The following is a 19,525-nucleotide window of genomic DNA, read 5'->3' as shown; positions in this document are numbered from 1 at the left end:
TTATATGAATCTGGGCAAAAATAATCAAAATATAATTAAAATTGGTAAAATATTTAAAAAAAACAATTACGAATTTTACTTAGTTGGAGGCGCTTTAAGAGACTTACTTCTTAATAAACAACCTTGTGATTTTGATTTTGCAACAAATGCAACTCCTGAAGAAATAATAACATTATTTCCAAACAACATTAAAACAGGAATAAAACATGGCACAATTGGTATTATTTTTAATAAAAAAATCTTCGAAATTACCACATACAGAATAGAAAAAGAATATGAAAACAACAGAGCCCCAAAAAAAGTAGAATATACTAAAAATTTAATTAAAGATCTTGAAAGAAGAGACTTTACAATCAATGCAATTGCAATGGACATTTTTAACTTTAACATAATAGATTACTATGATGGAAAAAAAGATCTTAATAAAAAAATAATAAGATGCATAGGAAACCCAAATAAAAGATTTGAAGAAGACGCCCTTAGAATACTAAGAGCGGCAAGATTTTCATCCACACTTAATTTTAACATCGAAAAAAATACTTTAATTTCAATGAAATACAAAAAAGAAAATATTTTAATTATTTCAAAAGAAAGAATAAAAAATGAATTTCACAAATTGCTAGAAGGCACAAATATACAAAAAGGAATTTATTATCTTAAAAAAGTTGATTTTTTTAAGAATTTTTTCAACCTAGAAATAAAAACAAAATTAATCAAAAAAACTGCCCTGCTTAATAAAGACAAATTTTATCTAAAAGCAATCACTATACTGACAATTAAAAAACCTATAAAAGAGCTAAAAGAAAAATTAACTTTACTTAAATTCTCAAATAAAGAAATTAAGTTAATTTTATTTTATAGAAGTATAATTGATAATAACAATATTTTTAATGTTAAAAAATTAAGTGATATTAGATATTTGCTTAGCAAAAGCACAAGAGAGCATTATAAAGAAATAATTGATATACATAAAGCACTAAAAGGGAAAAAGAAAAAATATTTATTTATAACAAAAAATATAAAAAGAAAAAAATTACTAAAAAGCCCTCTCTCTTTAAAAGATTTAAAAATAAATGGAAAAGACATTCAAAATCTAAAACAAATAGAAAATAAAAATATAGGTAAAATTTTAAACATACTATTAAGCTATGTAATTGAAAATCCCAAACTTAATAATAAAAATTATCTTATAAAAAAAATAAAAACCTTAAAGATTAATATCTTCCATAGCTTTTAAAGCTACTTCAGCCGCTCTCATTTCGGCCTCTTTTTTAGATTTACCCTTTCCGTTTGATATAAACTTTTCTCCAACATAAAGTTCAACACAAAAGACTTTATCATGGTCTGGACCTATTTCCTTGTCTAGTTTATAACTCGGTGAGATTTTATATTTTTTTTGAATATATTCCTGCAACAAACTCTTATAATCTTTAAAATCACCCCTATTAAACATCAATCTTATATACATGTCAAAAAGTCCAACCACAAATTCTGTTGCCACTGAAAAACCACTATCAAGATAAATAGCGCCTACAAAAGCTTCAATAGCATCTGCAAGAATGCCTTTTTTATTGCGACCATCATTACTCTCCTCTCCTCTGCCAAGTAAAATATAAGAACCAAGATCAATCTCTCTAGCAATATTAGATAGGGAATCTTCACTAACAATATAAGATCTAGCCTTACTAAGCTCTCCTTCACTTTTATTTGGATAAGTTTTATAAAGATGATCTGTAATAATCAAATTAAGCACAGAATCTCCCAAAAATTCTAACCTCTCATTATTGCCAGATTTTTGATCTAGCTCATTAGAATAAGACGAGTGGCTCAATGCTGTATTTAATAAATCAAAATTATTAAAATCGATGCTCAAATTCTCCAAAAATTCACTTAACTGAGCTTTTCTTTCACTATCAAAACAAAAATCGGAAGAATTTTTTTTCATCAACCTTTTCTCTTTTTAATAAAATTAACAACATCACCTACCGTTTCAAATTCATTAGCTTCGTTCTCTGGAATCTTATCATCAAAAGCCTCTTCAAGCAAATATAAAAGCTCATAAATGTCAAGACTATCTGCACTAAGATCCTCAACAAATCTAGAGTCTAGAGTAATTTCATCTTCTTTTTTATCAAGTTGCTCAGATATAATAGATCTAACCTTGCTAAAAATTTCATCATTATCCATGAATATACCTTCCTTGCTACAAACTATAAACCTATTTCCAGATATTGATTATTTCTATAATATCCACATTTTAAACAAATTCTGTGTCTCACCCCAAGATTACCACAATTAGAACATTCTTGAAATTGTGGAATTTTCTTCCTCATATTTATACTACGCCTTGTTCTACTCCTAGATTTTGAAGGCTTAAATTTTGGAACAGCCATTACTTTCTCCTACTACTTTTAAACTAGATTAAATTATCTTAATAATATATATATTAACCAAGTCATTTGTCAATAAACTTAGATTTCAATCTATTAAACACCAATTCTGGAACAAAATGAGAAAGATCAACATCCTTTTTCATCATCAATTCCTTTACAAAATCTGACCTTATGTATAAATGTTCTGCACTACTTGGTAAAAATATAGTATCAATTTTAAAATTTAACTTATTATTAACAAGATATCTTTCAAACTCTATATCAAAATCATTAAAAGCCCTAATTCCCCTAACAATAAATTTAATAGAATTAATTAATGCATAGTCAACAATAAAGCCATTATACTTATCTACAAATGCATTTAAAAAATTTAAAGACGAAATAACATCTTTTGTAAGACTAAACCTCTCACTATCACTTAGCAAGTAATTTTTTGATTTATTTTTAGCAACTAAAACAACAACTTTATCAAAAATAGCCAATGATCTTTTAATTAAATCAATATGACCCCAGGTAATTGGGTCAAAAGATCCTGGAAAAACTGCCACCTTCATATCACCAAAGCCTAAACCCTTTATTAACATCTTTAAGAATTTTTTTGCGCCATATTGGTTGTTCTTCTAAATTTTCAAATTCAATTTCTTTAATAATTTTGAAATATAAATATTCACCTCTAGAAGAGGTATCCACAATAAAAAATTTACCAACACCTCTATAAACTAATTTTTCATTACTTGAAAGATTATTCTCAATCGTTAATTTGTTGATAACACAATCAAAATGAACAGGCTTATCTTCATTTTCAACTTTTAAAGACATACTAAAAACAAGGTCATTTATTTTTTTTTCACAAATACCACAAGTAACATCAAGATTTATTCTTGTTTTAAATTTTATATTTTTTCTTCTAAATTTACCTTTAAAACCATTTTGCTTATCTGTATTCAAAACAGTCGATCTATTATTAGAATTGTTTGCCGGGGCAACATTTTGACTTTTACTCTCAGAATTTAATCTTTTATTTTTAAACCCATAAAAACGCTTATTGGATTTATGAAAATTGCTACCTCTAAACTTACTTTGAGTATATTTCAAAACTAACTCTCCTTAACGATAACAAATAAATATTTACTCTTCAAAAAAATAAAAATTTAAAACCCTTAGTTTTTTAAAAGACAAAAGTGTAATTAAACTTGCATTAAAATTAATAAGAATAGCTAATTAATGCTTTTAATCGCAACAAATGCACAACCAAGCTTACCAAAATCATTTTTTTTAAAATAGCAAAAACCCTAAATTTTGAATAAAAATTAACAAAACAAAAGACTGCTAAAAAATAACTTTTAATCTTAATCTAATTTGCTTTATCTTATGGCCTAATTTACTAAAATATTTAAAATAATTTATAAACTACCGCTTAACTTTTTTAATATTAAGACGCTCCTTGATCTTCATAGCAGCTTTACCAATTCTATTTCTCATATAATAAAGCTTTGCCCTTCTAACCTTTCCCCTTCTTAAAACTTCAACTTTTTCTATTATAGGAGAATATACTGGAAAAATTTTTTCAACACCTATTCCTGATGAAATTTTTCTAACCAAAAATGTTTTACCAATTCCCTTATTTTGAAAAGAAATAACAATTCCTTCAAAACTCTGTAGCCTTTCATTACTGCCCTCAATAATTTTATAAACAACCTTCACAGTGTCTCCCACATTAAAGACAAAAGCCTCATTTTTCTTATTCTGAGATTCAATTTTTCTTATCAAATCCATTATCTTCTCCTATTATCTCTAAATATTTAAGGTATAAATCATATCTGTTTTTTTTAGTTTTTTCTCTAGCCTTAAAAAGCCTCCAATTCCTTATATTTTCATGATGACCTGAAACAAGAACTTCTGGAACCTTTATCCCCATAAAATTATAAGGCCTGGTATAATGGGGATACTCAAGTAACCCGTTTTTCACACCGAATGATTCTTCTAATAAAGAATTAGGATTTATTACTCCATCTAACAATCTATATACACTATCTATTAAAACAAGAGCTGCAATCTCTCCTGAAGATAAAACATAATCTCCAATAGAAATCTCAAAATCAACATACAAATCTATAATACGCTGATCAATTCCTTCATATCTCCCACAAATTATAACAATTTCTTCTTCTTTTGACAAGGAATATGCCAACTCTTGGGTATACTTTTTACCAGAAGGGCTTAAAAATATTGTTGTTTTCTTAGTAGCTTCTACATGCTCAAGAGCAAAAGAAATGGGTTCGGCCTTTAATACCATTCCAGCACCGCCCCCATAAGGCAAATCATCACATCTTTTATGCTTATTTTTTGAAAAATCCCTAACATCAATAAGCTCAAAATTCACTATTCCTTTGTTAATAGCTTTTTTCATTATTGAATTTTCAAAAAATGGTTTAATTATTGCGGGGAAAAGGGATATAACTGTAAATTTCATCTTAAAAGATCTAAAACCTTAAGCTCAATTGTTTTCTCCTCTACATCTATATCTCCAATATAAATGCTCAAAAAAGGAATAAAAAAAAATTTAATACCCACTTTGACCTCAAGGAATGCACTATTTAAATATTCAAAAAAAGCTACAACTTCTCCTAGTTTTTTATTGTTATTAACAATGGCATAGCCAATCAATCTTCCCAAGTAATATTCGCCTTCCTCTAAACTCGATGCAAGCGAATCATCAACCCACAATTCGAAACCAATCAAAGGCTTTACTAACTCTGGGGTATTAATCCCTTCAAATTTCAAAAACAAGGAATTGCTTTTTATATCAACATCTACAACTTTAACTTCAATGGCAAAACCATTGCTTTTTTTTAAAAGGACTTTGTTATTTTTTAGGTTAATAAAATCACAAAAATTATTGGATATGCTTTTAACCTTAGCATACCCATTAATTCCATAAGACGATAATATCACGCCTTTAACAAACATAAATCAATCTAAAATTTCCAATTGCACTCGCCTATTGGTTTTAGCAGCACAAGCTCCAAGCAAAGTTCTAATAGCTCGTGCAATACGACCTCGTCTTCCGATTATCTTACCTACATCGCTTTGGGAAACCCTTAATTCCAAAATAGTTGACTTTTCCCCTTCAATTACATTTAGTTTCACTTCATCTTGTTTATCTACAAGAGACTTTACTACAAACTCTATAAGTTCAATTTCATTTCCATACTCTTTCATCTAAACCTCCTGACTTTTCGCATTCAAGTTGTTTTTATTTAAAAGCATTTTCACTGTATCACTTAAAATTGCTCCCTTACTTATCCAATCTTTAATTCTATCTTCCTTAATTTTTATTTGCTTTTGCTTTTCAACAGGATGATAATAACCAAGCTCTTCAATTGCTCTACCATCTCTAGGAGAAGCAGAATCCATAACTACAATCCTATAATAAGGTCTTTTTTTAGCTCCCATTCTCTTCAATCTTATCTTAACGCTCAAATTTATTCCTCCTTATTTTCCCAAAAGGGATGCAATCTTATTTTGGAAATCTTTATTTTTCATTTTTTTCATAAACAAAGTTGTTTGACTAAACTTTTTTATGAGCTTATTAACATCAAAAATAGTTGTCCCACTTCCTAAAGCTATTCTTTTTTTTCTTGAGGGATTGTTTAAAATCACTGGGTTTATTCTTTCTTTTTTAGTCATAGAAAGAATGATAGCTTCTTCTTTATTAAAAATTTCTTCATTTAAGTTATCTACATTCAACATTGATTTTGAAGCACCTGGTAAATAACTTACAAAATTAGAAACCCCTCCCACTTGCCTCATACGTCTAAATTGGCTTAGATAGTCCTCAAAATTAAAACTAGCTTTATTAATTTTTTCCTCAAGCTTAATAACTTCTTCTTTGTCAACAACACTTTGAACCTTCTCTACAAGACTAACGACATCCCCCATGCCGAGAATTCTAGAAGCAATTCTTTCTGGGTAAAAAGAATCAAGATCTTCGATTTTTTCTCCAACACCAATAAATTTAATAGGAACTGCACAAATACTTTTGAACGACAGTACAGCACCCCCTCTAGTATCTGAATCAAACTTAGAAAATATTGCACCGGTAAGTCCAACATTCTCATTAAATTCCTTAGCAATATTTACCGCAACTTGACCCGTCATAGAGTCTAGTACTAAAATGGTTTCTGTGGGCTGCAAAATCTCCTTGATTTTTTTTATTTCTTCAACCAACAAAGATTCAACCTCAAGTCGTCCTCTAGTATCAACTATTACAGAATCAAAAAACTCAGATTCGGCAACCTTCATAGACGCTTTAACAATTTTAATAGGATCTTTTTCCCCCTCAAGTGAAAATACTGGCACACCTATTTGACTACCCAATATTTTTAACTGCTCTATGGCTGCTGCTCTAAATGTGTCGGCGGCTACAAGAAGCACCTTTCTATTTTCCTTTTTAAGCCTTAAAGAAAGCTTAGCACATGTTGTGGTCTTACCAGAACCTTGAAGTCCAACCATAAGAATATAAGATTGCTTATTGATAGGATTCAAGCTAAGCTCATAATTTTTGCCTCCCAAAAATTTAACAAGATTATCATTGACAATTTTAATAAACTGAGATTTAGGATCAATACCTCTTAAAACTTTTACTCCCCTGGATTCTTCAATTATAGAATTTAAAAAACGTCTTACAACTCTTAAGTTAACATCAGCATCAACTAAAGAATTTTTAATAATCTCAATAGCCTCTGCAATGTTTTTATCATTTATTGTAGATTTTCCAGAAAGATAGTTTATAAAATTCTTAAAATTTGATCCCAAACTTTCAAGCATTAAAAATAACCTTTATTCTCAAAAATAATCTTATCAAATATAAGATACAAAAAAAGGCAATATTAATCAATATCTCCTCCTGTCAAATAAAATTTATTAAAAATAACACTAGAAGCCGGTCCAACAACAGAAACTTCAGTATCTAATGAACTAAGCTTTAATATTATATTCTCTTTATTGCGCTTTTTAATTTCTTCTTTTAACAAATCAAAAAAAGCTTTTAATTTAAAACTTTGACCGTAGAGTACTAAATAATTAAAATCAAGCATTCTTTGAATATTTATAATAATTATTGCTAAATATTTAACTGTATCTTCCATAATTTTATTTATAAAACCATATTTCTCATAAAGAGAAAAAATATCATATATTGTAACCTTTTTTAATCTACCTTCATACTTTTCATAAAGCTCAGGAATCTCACCATTCATAAACTCTTTTGAAATCAATCTCTGTAAAGCAAAATTAGATATTAGCATATTAACACAACCCTTATTACCACAAGTTGGACAATTTTTTTCTCCTTCATAATCAATTATCATGTGGCTAACCATGCCTGACTTATTATTAAAACCAGGATAAACATTGCCATCTGACCAAATCGAAAGTTCAGCAGTATCTGTATAGTCAAAAAACATAATATTGTCTATATTTTTACCCATAAATTCGGCAAGCGATAAATTTTTAACATAACTTTCAAGATAAACTGTAAGTGAAAAATATTCCTCAAGTATTCTCTTAACAGGTACATCTTTTTCAATCCATGCTCCATAACTGTCATTAACAATGCCCGATTCTTTATCTTTTATTAACCCTGTAATACTAAAACCTAAACCAATAAACTTATCTCTTGAAAAATTATGTTTCCAAATAATTTCTATCATATGATCTTTTATTTTTTCTAAAATATCATAAGCACTAACTGGGGGTTCAAAAGAATGAGTCTCGCTTATTAAAACCTCACATTTAAGATTAGCAATACCTATTTGAAAATAATTGCTAGAAATAATAACTCCCATTGAATACGCATAATCTTTATTAATATCAAGAAGTATTTCTTTTCGCCCATGTTTTTTAACATCAGACACTCTAGATCCAACCTCTATCAAAAGATTTTCTTTTATCATTTGATTAGTCAAAATAGTAACCGCAGCATTTGTTAAGGTTAACTTACGAGCTAAATCTGTTCTTGAATATTGCATATTTTTCAAACTAAGAAGAATTTTTCTTCTATTTCCACCTCTAATTGAAACCATATTTTCACCTTGCATAATACACCTCCTTTATTTTTAAAATAAAAAAAATATTATAAAATATCGTATCAAAAAAGCCAATATAATATTCTATCTATTCCATAAAGACAAACATGCCTTTATAAGGCTAAAAAACATTTTACATCATAATATCACACTCATAAACTATTAAAAACTTATAACTTAACAAAAAAAGGAATAAAATCATTTTTACATAAAAACTCATTAATAAAAATTAATTAGATTTAAAAAATAATAAACACAAGAAAAGCCATTTTACCCTAAAAATTAATAACTTTAACTCACTTTTTCCTTAAAATAAGAAAATTCCATAGTAAAACTACCTCTCCCTTTAGTAGAACTTCTTAAAATAGAAGCATACCCAAAAAGTTTCTCAAACGCCGCCTCTGATTTTATCAAATCATACTCTCCAATATTGTTAACTGAATGAATAACACCCCCCATAACATTTAGTGTAGAAATAATTTCTCCTGTATGCTCAATAGGTGTTCTAATTTCCAATAACATTATTGGTTCAAGTCTAATAGGGTCTGATTTTTGAAAAATGCTATGAAAAGCAAATCCTGAAATTGATTCAAAAGCACTTGCACTAATTTTACCAGTTTCACAAACAATAGAAAAAATACTAACATTAATATCAATAATAGGATATCCAAAAACTCCGCTTACAAATGCAGTTGTAATTCCCCTCAATATTGCAGACTTAATAGCAGAATCAATACTACATTCAAAATCGATTTTATTCCCCTCACCCCGTGACAAAGGTTTAATAATTATTCCAATTTTAAAAACAATATTTTTGCCAGCAAAAATATTGTTAAACTCAAAAACTTCTTTTACAATTTTACCTGCACTCTCCCTGTAACTTACTTGAGGTTTTCCTGTGTAAACATTAAGATTAAATTCATCTTTAATTCTTGTCAAAATAATCTCAAGATGTAATTCACCCATTCCAGATATAATCAATTGCCCTGTTTCTTTGCTCTCAGAATAACTAAAAGTAGGATCTTCTTTAGATATTATTTCAAAAATTTCTTTTAATCTGACCTCATCTGATGATCTTTCAGGCTCAACAGACATTAAAACAACTGGCTCTGGAAAAATAACAGATTCAAGCAAAACATTGTTGTTTTCTTCAACAAGAGTATCCCCTGTAACAGAAAACTTTAATCCTAAAACAGCACCAATATCACCTGTTTTCACAAAATCTATTTGTTCATTTTTATTTGAAAAAACTCTAAAAATTTTTGTAAACTTTTCGCGCTTACCATTTGAAGCATTGATAATTCTTTTATTAGAATTAATCTCACCAGAATAAACTCTAACAAAATAAAGATGCGAAGCAATTACACTTGAATATTGAACTTTAAAAACAAGAGCTGACAATTTTTTGTTTTCATTAGGGTCAACTAAAATTTTTTTATTTGTATCTAAAGAAAAAGCACTAAAGCTTTTTTCAAAAGGACTTGGCAAGTAATCCACAATCGAATCAATTAAAGGTTCTATTCCAATATTTTTCAAACTAGTTCCCATTAAAACAGGAATAATAAATCTAGAAATAGTACCTCTTCTAATCTCCCTTTTAATAATATCTAAACCAATCTCTTTATCTTCAAGAAATAATTGAGTAATTTCTTCACTAAATTGACTAAGAATATCTATTAACTTTTTCTTAAAAAAAACTGCTTTTTCAACAAATTCTTCTCTAATTTGACTATAAGTTAATTTTGGACTTCCATTTTCCATTGAAAAATGAAGCTCTTTATTTAAAATAATATCAACTACTCCTTCAAAATTGCTTTCATTTCCAATCGGAATTTGCAAAATTAAAGGAATAGTTTTAAACTTACTCTCAATATCTCCTACAACTTTAAAAAAATTAGCACCTAATCTGTCCATCTTATTTACATAAGCAAGTCGAGGAATTTCATATTTTTCTGCCTGTTTCCAAACAGTTTCTGTTTGGGCTTGAATTCCATCAACAGCGCTAAAAATAACAACACCTCCATCAAGAACCCGAAGAGATCTTTCAACCTCTGCCGTGAAATCAACATGCCCTGGAGTATCAATAATATTTATTTGGCAATCCTTCCAATGGCAAGTAATAGCAGCGGAACTAATAGTAATTCCTCTTTCTTGCTCTTGAGGCATCCAATCAGTAATAGTATTTCCAGAATCTACATCTCCCATTTTATGGCTTTTGCCAGTATAATAAATAATTCTTTCTGTAGTAGTGGTTTTACCAGCATCAATATGAGCCATAATTCCAATATTTCTAATCCCCATAAAATCCCCAACAACAACTACAGCCTTAATAAGATAAACTAAGCATTAGTATAAATTAAACCTTTTAATAAAATTGTTATTTTGTATCACACTCGCAACATTCAGATTTGTTATCATCATGACAAAAACAATGACAATTTTCAAGCAATGCCTTATGCATCCATAAATGCTTTTCAAGATCACTCATAATGTCATCTATAATATTAGCAGTACCATAATCAAAAGCAGCATCAATCAATTTTCTCATTCCAAAAATATTTTTCAAAATCTCTTCAAGACTATTAACAATGCTTTGCATTGAAAGTAAAAAATCAGAAGTTGATTCAACATCAAGCTCCTTAATAAAGGATTTTTTAATAAATTCAGAATATCTAAATTCAGAATCATATCCAAGCATTCTTGAACGCTCTGCAATAATATCAATAATCTTTTCAATATATTCATAAAGATCTTCGGTTTTTTCGTGAATAACAAAAAAATTAGTATCTTTTATATTCCAATGAATACCTCTTAAATTGGAATAAAAAATATGTAAACTTGCTAAGAGCTCTTGTAATTTTACGTGTATTTCTTCTAAATCATCCTTTTTTATATAACTTAAATACTTTTCCACAACTATCTCCTTGATATAATCATTATAATACATAATGAGATATAATTATAATTTTAATACCATAATAAATAAAAAGGATATTTAATGAAAAAATTGATTTTAATTTTTGCAGTGTTTTTATATCAAGCATGCAATTTAAATACAATACATCCAACAGATACAAAAGAAGACATGAAAATCCTATATTCAGAAATTGCTGAATTGAGAAAAAAATTGAATCTAAACCATCTAGAAATAGATGATATTCTTGAAAAAGTTGCAAAGGAATATGCTATTAAACTGGGTGAAAATAGAACACTAACTCATACCCTTTTTGGTACAACCCCAATGCAAAGAATACACAAACACGATCAATCCTTTACTATAACAAGAGAGATACTAGCATCAGGAATTGAACTTAACAGCGTAGTTAATGCATGGCTTAATAGTCCAAGCCACAAAGAAGCTCTTATTAATACTGATACCAATAAAATAGGTGGCTATAGATTAAAAACAACTGACAATATAAATATATTTGTAGTTCTTTTTGGAAAAAGAAAAGAGAAGAATTGACACCATTAAAACTTATACTGTATACTAGTTATTAGTAAAAAGGGCTCATAGCTCAGTTGGTCAGAGCGCCTGCCTTACAAGCAGGATGTCGGGAGTTCGAATCTCTCTGGGCCCAAAAATAACCTAAACTTCAATTATTTTTAACCTTAAAACCAAGTTTATTTTAGAATTTTTAAGCATATTATTTAATTCTTTTTGAGCTGTATTGGCTTTTTCCCGGCTTTCAAAAAGAAAAATAAACGCGCCCCCTTTGCCAGAACCGCTTAACTTACCAGAAAGAGCACCCAATTTGATTCCCCAACTTATCAGCCAGTCAAGAGCATCATTAGATAATCCCAAACGCTTTAAACAATGGTGTGCAACATTCATTTCGTTAGCTAAAGAATATACATCCTTATTCTGAAAAGAAATATAAGCATTACTTGTAGTAAGGCCAAGTTTTTCAATAAAAACAAATAAATCAGCATTGGACAATAACTGCTTTTTCAAATTAACAACTATTTCTTTAGTCGTAAAATCTCTTTTTATCGCTCCTATTAAAAAATAAAATCCAGAATCTTTTATTTTTTTTGAACTCAAAAAATTTTCTTTTTTCTCTAAATAAAAAGTTCCGCCAAGATCAATTAGACCAATATCCATTCCAGAAGATTTGCCATGAAAAATGTTTTCAATTTGATTTGCCAACAAAATTTTATTACAATCCCTATATTCAAAATGACTTGTAATATATTCTGCAAAACACAAACTAAGGCTGGCAGAAGAACCAAGACCAACTCCAATAGGAATTTCAGAAAGAATAGCAAACTCAATAGGATTAACTTTACTGTAATTTGAAACAATAAAGCTTATCAAGCTATCTAATTTTGTGCTGGGTTTTCCTAAATATTTCCAATTTTTAGACACACTGTAAAGTAGATCCATATAAATTGGAACTGTAGCTCCAATAACTGGAAACCCATAAACAGCACTATGTTCGCCTAAGAATAATATTTTAGCGGGCTTTCTTATTCTTAGCATTTATCGCTTTCAAACTTAATGCCTTCAGGCTCTAAAACAATTGGAATAATTTTTGACAAATCAAAAGCTTTAAGATTAGGCCTGTAAACTAAAAAAGTTTCATTTCCGGCTCCCAAAGCTTTAATTAAATCACATTGATCTTTAAGATGCTCTAAACTTGGGGATAAAGCTGCGGAAACCCCTATTGCCTCTCCAATTGCCAATCCTAATTCTTTAGCTCTTTTAAAACTAGAAATTAATGCGGATTTAGAATTACCAATACTTAAAATAAGTTTTCTCATCTCTAAATTGCATTTAAATATAAAATCTAAAATATAATCTCTATGTTTATTGTATTCATAAATAGAAGCAGTGGTTTTAACTGCTTGCAAACCCCGCAGTAAATAAAAATCATTAAACTCTATATCACCTAGCTGCCTGAATTTAGGAATAGAACCACCTTCAAACTCAATAATACCCCCAAAAATACTAGTAGCAATATCATATCCACTACCTATTCCCCCTTGAGAGTGTCTGTAAGCTTCTAAACAATATTTAAAAATTTCATCTTTTTTAACAACATTAGTAGCATTATTAATTAAAAAAAATCCACATGTTATACCAATAGCAACAACAGCGCTTGATCCAAATCCCTTTTTAGTTCCATCATTAAAGAAAAAATTACTTGTATCGATATATACATCATATGCAGACCTCTCTAGATTAAAAAAACAATTTTGGCTCAAGTAAGAAAACATTTTAAAAACAAAATCACTTCTATTTTCTATTAAAGAAAAATCGTCTATCTCTTTCTTTTTGCTAAAGAAGCGCCAAGAATCGCTCTTTTTAAAAGAAAAAAATGCCCTCTTGTTGATGGCAATTGCCAACCCCAATCCCTTTTCCTCTAAAATAGTATACTCCCCCATTAAAAGCAAATTTCCAGGCACGGAAAAATTAATCAAATCCATTCTAAGCCACATCCAACCTTTGAAACAATAAAATCAATGTCATTAAAATTTTGCTCAAGTCTTTTTAAAATAGTATTTAAATTTTTCTCCAAACAAATAAACTTTACTTGGGGACCCGCATCCATTGTCTCAAATACAAAAATTCCTTCATTTCTCAAATTAGCAGCATATTTAATTAAATCTATTGTACTACTTTTAAAATAAAAAATAGAAGATGCAAACATTAAAGCAAACATATTCTGATAACTTTTTACAATAGTTGTTCCAAAATGAATAAAATCTTTTTTTAAAAAAAAATATAAAGCATCTTTAAAGATCTTTTTACTAGAAGCAATCCAAGCATCATAATAAAATTCGTGATATTTACAAATATTCATTGCCTCTCTTGAAGACAATTCTTTTTCATTACTATCAATTATGGCAAATATTATGCACAAATCATCAAAATAATATTGATCTCTTAACTGAAAAGATTCTTTTGAGCCTTCTTTTAAAATAGTAAACCCCCCATAAATAGCCCTCGCTGCAGAAGCTGACCCTATTCTTGCAAGATTAGATGCACTATTAAAAGAATATTTATTAAAATATTTCAAAATACAAGCAGCAATAGATGCAAAACCCGAACTTGAACTTGCAAGGCCTGCTGCTGTTGGAAAATTGTTTTCACTTTTAATTTTAAATCTAACATTCGGCTCACTAAGAATTTTTCTTGCATAATCAAAAAACACCTTTTCTCTATTTTGTAATATAACCGGCTTTGAATTTAAAATTATTTCATCTCGATCTGAAAGTTCAAGCTCACTTATTGAATAAAACTTATCAACGCTAACAGCAAGACTAGAAGTCGCTGGGATATTTAAAAAAACATCCTTCTTGCCCCAATATTTAATTAAAGCTAAGCTTGCATTAACTTTGCACTTTACTTTCATTCTCTAACCTTATTTTCTTTAAAATTTTAAAAGCAAAATCAAAAGAATAAATATCCATTTTTTCCATTTCTAATAATAATTTGTCTTTCTCAAAATCAGAAATATTATATTTTGTCTTTAAAAGGTAGAGTATTTTATTAACATGTAATCTCATGTGACCCTTTTGAATCCCATCAAATGCAAGAACCCTTAATGCAGCAAAATTACTAGCAAGTCCAACACAAGAGAGAATACCAATAAATTCTCTCTTACTATTTACATTCATAATTTTAAAACTTAAAATTGAAGCTTCGTTAAAAGATGTAACCCCACCTCTAGTTCCAACTTGTAAAGGAATTTCAATTTCTCCAACCAAAGCATTATCAACGATATAAAATTTACTAAGGGGTAGATATTTTCCGCTTTTTGAAGCAAATCTATGAACAGCGGCCTCAAGCGCTCTTGTATCATTAAAAGTCGCAAGACACACTCCTGTAATTCCATTCATAATACCTTTATTATTAGTAACAGCTCGCTCCTCTTCGTAAAAACCTATGCTAGAAATAAGTTCAATTTTTTTAGCCAAATTCCAAGAATCCTCTTTATTTGGTATCAAATGCTTAAGATCTAAAGTAAAACAAGCTTTGGCTGTAAATTCACTAATATCATTGCTTAAAATTTTTAAAACACACTCATATCCAAATTCCAAAAAAATATATTCTGCTACACGTTCTGCAATTGAGTTTAGAAAATTAGCACCCATAGCATCACAAGTATCCAAATAAAGATTCAATTTTTGAATACCAAGCTCTTTAATATACCTGGTTGACAATCTTCTAAATCCACCCCCCCTTTGATTCATATTGGCTAAAAGAGGTTCAAGCCAAATCTTGATTTTATCATCAAGATCAATAAAAATTTTACTTAGATCTTGTTCCGATTTTATATAAATTTGAGAAATTCCCAAAATTTCGCCCACAGAATACCTCAAATTAGCATGTTCAAGAATTTTTGCCGCAAAATTTAAGGCAGCAACAACAGAAGATTCTTCTGTTGCAATAGGCAAAGAATAATATTTGCCATTTATTTTCAAATTTTTTACAATTCCAATAGGAAAAGATAAATATCCAATATAATTTTCTATTACATTAAAAAGAAAATCTTCATTGGCATTATTATAAAAAAAATCTTTACAAGATAATCCCAAAAGTCTTTTTATCTCTTGTTTTTTTTCTAAAACACTTTTATGTCTAAAATTTTTACTAAGTTTCATAAAATTGCTTAAAAACTCCAAGCTCAGCAAGTAAATAGCTACTCAAAAAATACTTATTATTTCTAAGTTCTGACAAATTTTTACTTCCGCTTAAAAACATAGACATTTTTAAAACATGCTCATAATCAGAAAAAAGACTAAATACAGCATCTTCTCCTGATTCGTAAAAAGCTCTAAGAACAACCGCTGCAACGCCTATAAGCTTAGCCCCAAGAGCAATACCTTTGGCAATATCCATACCCGTCTCATATCCACCAGATGCAAAAATATTAGTCTTTAGAGAATCATCAATGCTAAGCAAAGTAAAAATCGAAGGAATACCCCAATCAGAAAAACAAGACGCAATATTTAAATTATCACCCTTCATGCCTTCTACCAGAACCCAATTGGTTCCACCACTCCCTGCAAGATCAATATAAGAAGCCCCAAGTCTAAGTAATTCCTTAACGTCTCTAGGAGAGATTCCAAAACCTGTCTCCTTGACAATCAATGGAATACTTAGAAAATCAGACAATTTAGCTATTGATTCTTTTATTCCTTTAAAATTTCTGTCTCCATTAACATTCATTAATTCTTGCCCTGCATTAAGATGCACAATAATTGCATCAACTTCCAATCTCTTGATCATTTCAGCTATTTTAAAAATACCAAACTCAACAACCTGAACAGCACCAATATTGGCAAACAAAGGAATATTATGAGCATACCTTTTAAGAGCAAAGTCTCTTATGAATTCGGGATACTTAAACAAAAGTTTAAAAGAACCTAAGCCAATGGGAATTTTTAAATAATTTGCAATTTTAACTAAAGATTTATTAAAATCATTCCCTTCTTTACTGCCTCCTGTCATGGAAGAAATAAAAACAGGCATACTAATATTGTATCCAAATATCTCTTCTTTTATATTTATTTCAGAAAAATCAAAATCACTAAGAGCATTATGTTTTAACTTAATAAACTTTAAAAAATTGCAGCCGCCTTTAACATCGTTTTTATTTAAACAAATTTCAATATGCCTTTTTTTATTCTCCAATATATTAGGCTCGATACCCATAAACTCGGTATCCATCATCCCTTAGTTCTTTCAAATAAAATCCTCTAGATTCACCAGGAACTATTTTATTTTGAAAGAACTCTTTATATTCTTCAAAATTTGCATTATTTCTATTTTTTATAAGCTCATCAAGATCCCACAATTTAACAACATCAAAAGCACCTTTTTCAATGGTAAATTCATAAATAATCATAATATTGCCAGATCCATAAGAACAAAACAATATCTTTTCTCCTGAAATATCCTTCTTGGAAAATACTCTTTTTAAATAAAATGCTAAAGATAGAAAAATTGAACCCGTATACAAATTCCCCACTTCCATAGCAGCTTCAACTCCGTCGTAAAAATCTATTGACTCTAAATAAGCATTTCTAATAGATTCGTCATCACTATAATATTTTTTTAAAATATAATGCATTGAATCTATAGGCATCTTAGCAAAAGGAACATGTAAAATAAATCTATAATTAGAAAACAAATCTTTCATACTAAGTTGTTTTTTGACAGCAAAATCTCTTAAAGCATTTTCGTTTGCATAATTATAACATTCAACTGAATATTGACCTCGTACCTTAGCTTCTAAACTTCCAAAAGGCCTAAAAAAATCATCAACGTCATCGGTATAAACTCCAAATTCAGATAAATTAATCGAGAGTAACTTTGGATTTTTTTCAACCAGAATTGCAGTTGCACCAGCTCCTTGGGTAATCTCAGCCGTAGTAAGATTGCTATAATGCGCAATATCTGAAGAGAAAACTATGCCATATTCAGAATTATTAGAATGGCTTAAAACACTTGCTACACTATGCAAAGACATAGCAGCACCTGCACACGCATGCTGAACCTGAAAAGTTAGAAAATTATTTCCCAGACAAATACCAGCCTGTTTTAAAGCCCCAAAAACATAAGAAGAAATTGCCTTTGAATGATCAACACCTGTTTCAGTTCCACCCAAAAGCATTCTAATTTTACTTAAATCAAGATTATTGTTGTCAAAAATAAGCTTAACGGCCGAACTTGCCATGGTTACACTATCCTCGTTGGGGCTGGTAAATCTAAAGCCTTTTTGCAAAGTTGCATCTATCGCTCTATTGATTTTTTTAAAAAAAACTTCATCAGAAGAATATAAAGGATTTCCCAAAAGAACAGAAAAGTCTAAATAATTTAAAGGTAAAAAAATTCTAATATCACTAATACCTACTTTCATATATCCTCCCAATGCATTAGGACTTAAGTATTATATTATAATTTACAAAAATTAGCAAAATCTTATATAATGAAACCTAAAAAGGGAAATTTATGAAAATAGCCGTACTTTTATCTGGAGGAGTTGATAGTTCTGTTGCCCTTTATAAAATTATAAACAAAGGATACACAAATATAAAATGCTACTATCTAAAAATTTGGCTTGAAGATGAACTGTCTTATATTGGAAACTGCCCTTGGCAAGAAGATTTAAATTACATTGAAGCTGTATGCAATAAATTTAATGTACCTTACGAAATAATAAACTTTCAAAAAGAATATTACAACAAGGTAGTAAGCTATACTCTTGAAGAATTAAAAAACGGCAATACCCCAAGTCCAGATATTTTTTGTAATCAAAGAATAAAGTTTGGAGCATTTTTTGAGAAAATTAATGAACAATATGATTTGGTTGTCACAGGACATTACGCTAAAATACAAGCAAAAGAGAAAATTTTTTTATTAAAACAGGCAAAAGATAAAATTAAAGACCAAAGCTACTTTTTATCTCACCTCTCTCAAAAACAAATGTCAAAATTATGCTTTCCCCTAGGAACATTACTTAAAAGCGAAGTAAGGCAAATAGCTAAAAGCATAAATTTACCCAACAAGGATAGAAAAGATAGTCAGGGTATTTGTTTTTTAGGAAAAATTAAATACAACGAATTTATTAAATACCATCTTGGTGAGGAAAAAGGCAATATAATTGAAAAAGAAACAGGAAAAATAATGGGAATTCACAACGGATATTGGTTTTTTACAGTTGGACAAAGAAGAGGAATAAAGCTTAGCAACGGACCATGGTTCGTAATAGAAAAAGATCTAGAAAAAAACATTATATATGTTTCTCATAACGAGAATTATTTAAAACAAGCAAAACGCAAATTTTTAGTTCACGAAATACATTGGATAAATGATATACCTCAAGATTTTAAAAATTTCAAAATTAAAATAAGGCATGGGGAAAAAAAATATTCATGTAAATTAAAACTTATTTCAAATAACTTAATTGAAATTTCTTTAAATAAAGAAGATCATGGCATCTCTCCGGGACAATTTGCAATCTTTTACAAAAATACAAAGTGCCTGGGAGGTGCTAAAATTTTTAAAATTATAGAATAATAATCTTTTGA

At 29.0% G+C, this 19,525-nt stretch carries 23 protein-coding genes and 1 tRNA gene; 4 read left to right on the top strand and 20 right to left on the bottom strand.

Annotated features, from left to right (window positions below):
* Nucleotides 1-4 precede the first annotated feature (4 nt).
* Complete coding sequence (locus tag BVAVS116_RS03545) at nucleotides 5-1,237, top strand: CCA tRNA nucleotidyltransferase (RefSeq protein WP_006068774.1); 1,233 nt, start codon at nucleotides 5-7, stop codon at nucleotides 1,235-1,237.
* Here the strand turns inward: BVAVS116_RS03545 and rnc are convergent.
* The 14 genes from rnc to BVAVS116_RS03475 all read right to left on the bottom strand — a co-directional run bounded on the left by rnc (nucleotide 1,208) and on the right by BVAVS116_RS03475 (nucleotide 11,396).
* Nucleotides 1,208-1,945: a ribonuclease III gene (rnc, locus tag BVAVS116_RS03540; RefSeq protein ID WP_006068895.1), complete on the bottom strand. Its 738-nt coding sequence runs from the start codon at nucleotides 1,943-1,945 to the stop codon at nucleotides 1,208-1,210. The genes BVAVS116_RS03545 and rnc overlap by 30 nt on opposite strands.
* Entirely contained in the window at nucleotides 1,945-2,187 is a 243-nt protein-coding gene (gene acpP, locus BVAVS116_RS03535) for an acyl carrier protein (RefSeq protein ID WP_006068702.1), read from the bottom strand. The genes rnc and acpP overlap by 1 nt, the downstream gene beginning before the upstream one ends.
* A 23-nt stretch (nucleotides 2,188-2,210) precedes the next feature.
* Nucleotides 2,211-2,393, bottom strand: coding sequence for a 50S ribosomal protein L32 (gene rpmF, locus BVAVS116_RS03530; RefSeq protein WP_002557290.1), 183 nt, complete (start codon nucleotides 2,391-2,393; stop codon nucleotides 2,211-2,213).
* A gap of 62 nt (nucleotides 2,394-2,455) precedes the next feature.
* A complete protein-coding gene (coaD, locus tag BVAVS116_RS03525; protein ID WP_006068992.1) occupies nucleotides 2,456-2,947 on the bottom strand; it encodes a pantetheine-phosphate adenylyltransferase in 492 nt (163 codons plus the stop codon).
* A gap of 1 nt (nucleotide 2,948) precedes the next feature.
* Nucleotides 2,949-3,488, bottom strand: a complete 540-nt coding sequence (locus BVAVS116_RS03520; RefSeq protein ID WP_006068387.1) for a hypothetical protein — start codon at nucleotides 3,486-3,488, stop codon at nucleotides 2,949-2,951.
* Between the two features lie 315 nt (nucleotides 3,489-3,803).
* Entirely contained in the window at nucleotides 3,804-4,169 is a 366-nt protein-coding gene (gene rplS, locus BVAVS116_RS03515; protein WP_006068225.1) for a 50S ribosomal protein L19, read from the bottom strand.
* On the bottom strand, nucleotides 4,147-4,866 hold the full coding sequence (gene trmD, locus BVAVS116_RS03510; protein ID WP_006068540.1) for a tRNA (guanosine(37)-N1)-methyltransferase TrmD: 720 nt from the start codon (nucleotides 4,864-4,866) through the stop codon (nucleotides 4,147-4,149). Before trmD ends, rplS begins: the two co-directional genes overlap by 23 nt.
* Complete coding sequence (gene rimM / locus BVAVS116_RS03505) at nucleotides 4,863-5,363, bottom strand: ribosome maturation factor RimM (protein WP_006068409.1); 501 nt, start codon at nucleotides 5,361-5,363, stop codon at nucleotides 4,863-4,865. Before rimM ends, trmD begins: the two co-directional genes overlap by 4 nt.
* A 3-nt stretch (nucleotides 5,364-5,366) precedes the next feature.
* The gene (locus BVAVS116_RS03500) at nucleotides 5,367-5,615 is read right to left on the bottom strand and encodes a KH domain-containing protein (protein WP_004789492.1); all 249 of its coding nucleotides are present in this window, start codon (nucleotides 5,613-5,615) and stop codon (nucleotides 5,367-5,369) included.
* Nucleotides 5,616-5,876, bottom strand: coding sequence for a 30S ribosomal protein S16 (gene rpsP / locus BVAVS116_RS03495; RefSeq protein ID WP_006068830.1), 261 nt, complete (start codon nucleotides 5,874-5,876; stop codon nucleotides 5,616-5,618). It lies immediately after the preceding gene.
* Between the two features lie 12 nt (nucleotides 5,877-5,888).
* Nucleotides 5,889-7,223, bottom strand: coding sequence for a signal recognition particle protein (gene ffh / locus BVAVS116_RS03490; protein WP_006068945.1), 1,335 nt, complete (start codon nucleotides 7,221-7,223; stop codon nucleotides 5,889-5,891).
* A gap of 62 nt (nucleotides 7,224-7,285) precedes the next feature.
* Entirely contained in the window at nucleotides 7,286-8,494 is a 1,209-nt protein-coding gene (gene badR / locus BVAVS116_RS03485) for a host adaptation transcriptional regulator BadR (protein ID WP_006068490.1), read from the bottom strand.
* A gap of 279 nt (nucleotides 8,495-8,773) precedes the next feature.
* Complete coding sequence (gene fusA / locus BVAVS116_RS03480) at nucleotides 8,774-10,783, bottom strand: elongation factor G (RefSeq protein ID WP_006068574.1); 2,010 nt, start codon at nucleotides 10,781-10,783, stop codon at nucleotides 8,774-8,776.
* A 76-nt stretch (nucleotides 10,784-10,859) separates the two neighbouring features.
* A complete protein-coding gene (locus BVAVS116_RS03475; RefSeq protein ID WP_006069001.1) occupies nucleotides 10,860-11,396 on the bottom strand; it encodes a Dps family protein in 537 nt (178 codons plus the stop codon).
* Nucleotides 11,397-11,480: 84 nt separating this feature from the next.
* Between BVAVS116_RS03475 and BVAVS116_RS03470 the strand changes: the two genes are divergently transcribed.
* Both BVAVS116_RS03470 and BVAVS116_RS03465 read left to right on the top strand, forming a co-directional pair.
* Nucleotides 11,481-11,948, top strand: coding sequence for a BB0689 family surface lipoprotein (locus BVAVS116_RS03470; protein ID WP_006068701.1), 468 nt, complete (start codon nucleotides 11,481-11,483; stop codon nucleotides 11,946-11,948).
* Between the two features lie 41 nt (nucleotides 11,949-11,989).
* A tRNA-Val gene (locus BVAVS116_RS03465) sits at nucleotides 11,990-12,063 on the top strand.
* 8 nt (nucleotides 12,064-12,071) lie between these two features.
* Here BVAVS116_RS03465 and mvk read toward each other — a convergent pair.
* Genes mvk through BVAVS116_RS03435 form a run of 6 tightly spaced genes read right to left on the bottom strand, consistent with a single transcriptional unit; the run spans nucleotide 12,072 to nucleotide 18,354 of the window.
* A complete protein-coding gene (gene mvk, locus BVAVS116_RS03460) occupies nucleotides 12,072-12,965 on the bottom strand; it encodes a mevalonate kinase (protein ID WP_006068323.1) in 894 nt (297 codons plus the stop codon).
* Entirely contained in the window at nucleotides 12,959-13,912 is a 954-nt protein-coding gene (locus tag BVAVS116_RS03455; protein WP_006068980.1) for a GHMP family kinase ATP-binding protein, read from the bottom strand. Before BVAVS116_RS03455 ends, mvk begins: the two co-directional genes overlap by 7 nt.
* Complete coding sequence (gene mvaD, locus BVAVS116_RS03450; RefSeq protein ID WP_006068501.1) at nucleotides 13,903-14,841, bottom strand: diphosphomevalonate decarboxylase; 939 nt, start codon at nucleotides 14,839-14,841, stop codon at nucleotides 13,903-13,905. Before mvaD ends, BVAVS116_RS03455 begins: the two co-directional genes overlap by 10 nt.
* On the bottom strand, nucleotides 14,819-16,093 hold the full coding sequence (locus BVAVS116_RS03445) for a hydroxymethylglutaryl-CoA reductase, degradative (RefSeq protein ID WP_006068221.1): 1,275 nt from the start codon (nucleotides 16,091-16,093) through the stop codon (nucleotides 14,819-14,821). Before BVAVS116_RS03445 ends, mvaD begins: the two co-directional genes overlap by 23 nt.
* On the bottom strand, nucleotides 16,083-17,147 hold the full coding sequence (gene fni / locus BVAVS116_RS03440) for a type 2 isopentenyl-diphosphate Delta-isomerase (RefSeq protein WP_006068577.1): 1,065 nt from the start codon (nucleotides 17,145-17,147) through the stop codon (nucleotides 16,083-16,085). The genes BVAVS116_RS03445 and fni overlap by 11 nt, the downstream gene beginning before the upstream one ends.
* Nucleotides 17,131-18,354: a hydroxymethylglutaryl-CoA synthase gene (locus tag BVAVS116_RS03435; protein ID WP_006068497.1), complete on the bottom strand. Its 1,224-nt coding sequence runs from the start codon at nucleotides 18,352-18,354 to the stop codon at nucleotides 17,131-17,133. The genes fni and BVAVS116_RS03435 overlap by 17 nt, the downstream gene beginning before the upstream one ends.
* A 92-nt stretch (nucleotides 18,355-18,446) precedes the next feature.
* On the opposite strand from BVAVS116_RS03435, the gene mnmA reads away from it, so the two are divergent.
* A complete protein-coding gene (mnmA, locus tag BVAVS116_RS03430) occupies nucleotides 18,447-19,514 on the top strand; it encodes a tRNA 2-thiouridine(34) synthase MnmA (protein ID WP_006068962.1) in 1,068 nt (355 codons plus the stop codon).
* Nucleotides 19,515-19,525: the final 11 nt, after the last annotated feature.

The organism is Borreliella valaisiana VS116 (genome assembly GCF_000170955.2).
GTDB classification, from domain to species: Bacteria; Spirochaetota; Spirochaetia; order Borreliales; family Borreliaceae; genus Borreliella; species Borreliella valaisiana.
The sequence above is the reverse complement of the archived record's forward strand: the minus strand, read 5'-3'. Positions and strand labels throughout refer to the sequence as shown.

Coding starts and splice junctions, on each gene's coding strand:
- ffh (WP_006068945.1), bottom strand. CDS start 7,223: ATGCTTGAAAGTTTGGGATCAAATTTTAAGAATTTTATAAACTATCTT.
- rplS (WP_006068225.1), bottom strand. CDS start 4,169: ATGGATTTGATAAGAAAAATTGAATCTCAGAATAAGAAAAATGAGGCT.
- rpmF (WP_002557290.1), bottom strand. CDS start 2,393: ATGGCTGTTCCAAAATTTAAGCCTTCAAAATCTAGGAGTAGAACAAGG.
- acpP (WP_006068702.1), bottom strand. CDS start 2,187: ATGGATAATGATGAAATTTTTAGCAAGGTTAGATCTATTATATCTGAG.
- trmD (WP_006068540.1), bottom strand. CDS start 4,866: ATGAAATTTACAGTTATATCCCTTTTCCCCGCAATAATTAAACCATTT.
- mnmA (WP_006068962.1), top strand. CDS start 18,447: ATGAAAATAGCCGTACTTTTATCTGGAGGAGTTGATAGTTCTGTTGCC.
- rnc (WP_006068895.1), bottom strand. CDS start 1,945: ATGAAAAAAAATTCTTCCGATTTTTGTTTTGATAGTGAAAGAAAAGCT.
- BVAVS116_RS03435 (WP_006068497.1), bottom strand. CDS start 18,354: ATGAAAGTAGGTATTAGTGATATTAGAATTTTTTTACCTTTAAATTAT.
- fni (WP_006068577.1), bottom strand. CDS start 17,147: ATGGGTATCGAGCCTAATATATTGGAGAATAAAAAAAGGCATATTGAA.
- BVAVS116_RS03470 (WP_006068701.1), top strand. CDS start 11,481: ATGAAAAAATTGATTTTAATTTTTGCAGTGTTTTTATATCAAGCATGC.
- BVAVS116_RS03455 (WP_006068980.1), bottom strand. CDS start 13,912: ATGGATTTGATTAATTTTTCCGTGCCTGGAAATTTGCTTTTAATGGGG.
- badR (WP_006068490.1), bottom strand. CDS start 8,494: ATGCAAGGTGAAAATATGGTTTCAATTAGAGGTGGAAATAGAAGAAAA.
- rimM (WP_006068409.1), bottom strand. CDS start 5,363: ATGTTTGTTAAAGGCGTGATATTATCGTCTTATGGAATTAATGGGTAT.
- coaD (WP_006068992.1), bottom strand. CDS start 2,947: ATGAAGGTGGCAGTTTTTCCAGGATCTTTTGACCCAATTACCTGGGGT.
- fusA (WP_006068574.1), bottom strand. CDS start 10,783: ATGGGGATTAGAAATATTGGAATTATGGCTCATATTGATGCTGGTAAA.
- mvk (WP_006068323.1), bottom strand. CDS start 12,965: ATGCTAAGAATAAGAAAGCCCGCTAAAATATTATTCTTAGGCGAACAT.
- BVAVS116_RS03545 (WP_006068774.1), top strand. CDS start 5: ATGAATCTGGGCAAAAATAATCAAAATATAATTAAAATTGGTAAAATA.
- mvaD (WP_006068501.1), bottom strand. CDS start 14,841: ATGAAAGTAAAGTGCAAAGTTAATGCAAGCTTAGCTTTAATTAAATAT.
- BVAVS116_RS03445 (WP_006068221.1), bottom strand. CDS start 16,093: ATGAAACTTAGTAAAAATTTTAGACATAAAAGTGTTTTAGAAAAAAAA.
- BVAVS116_RS03500 (WP_004789492.1), bottom strand. CDS start 5,615: ATGAAAGAGTATGGAAATGAAATTGAACTTATAGAGTTTGTAGTAAAG.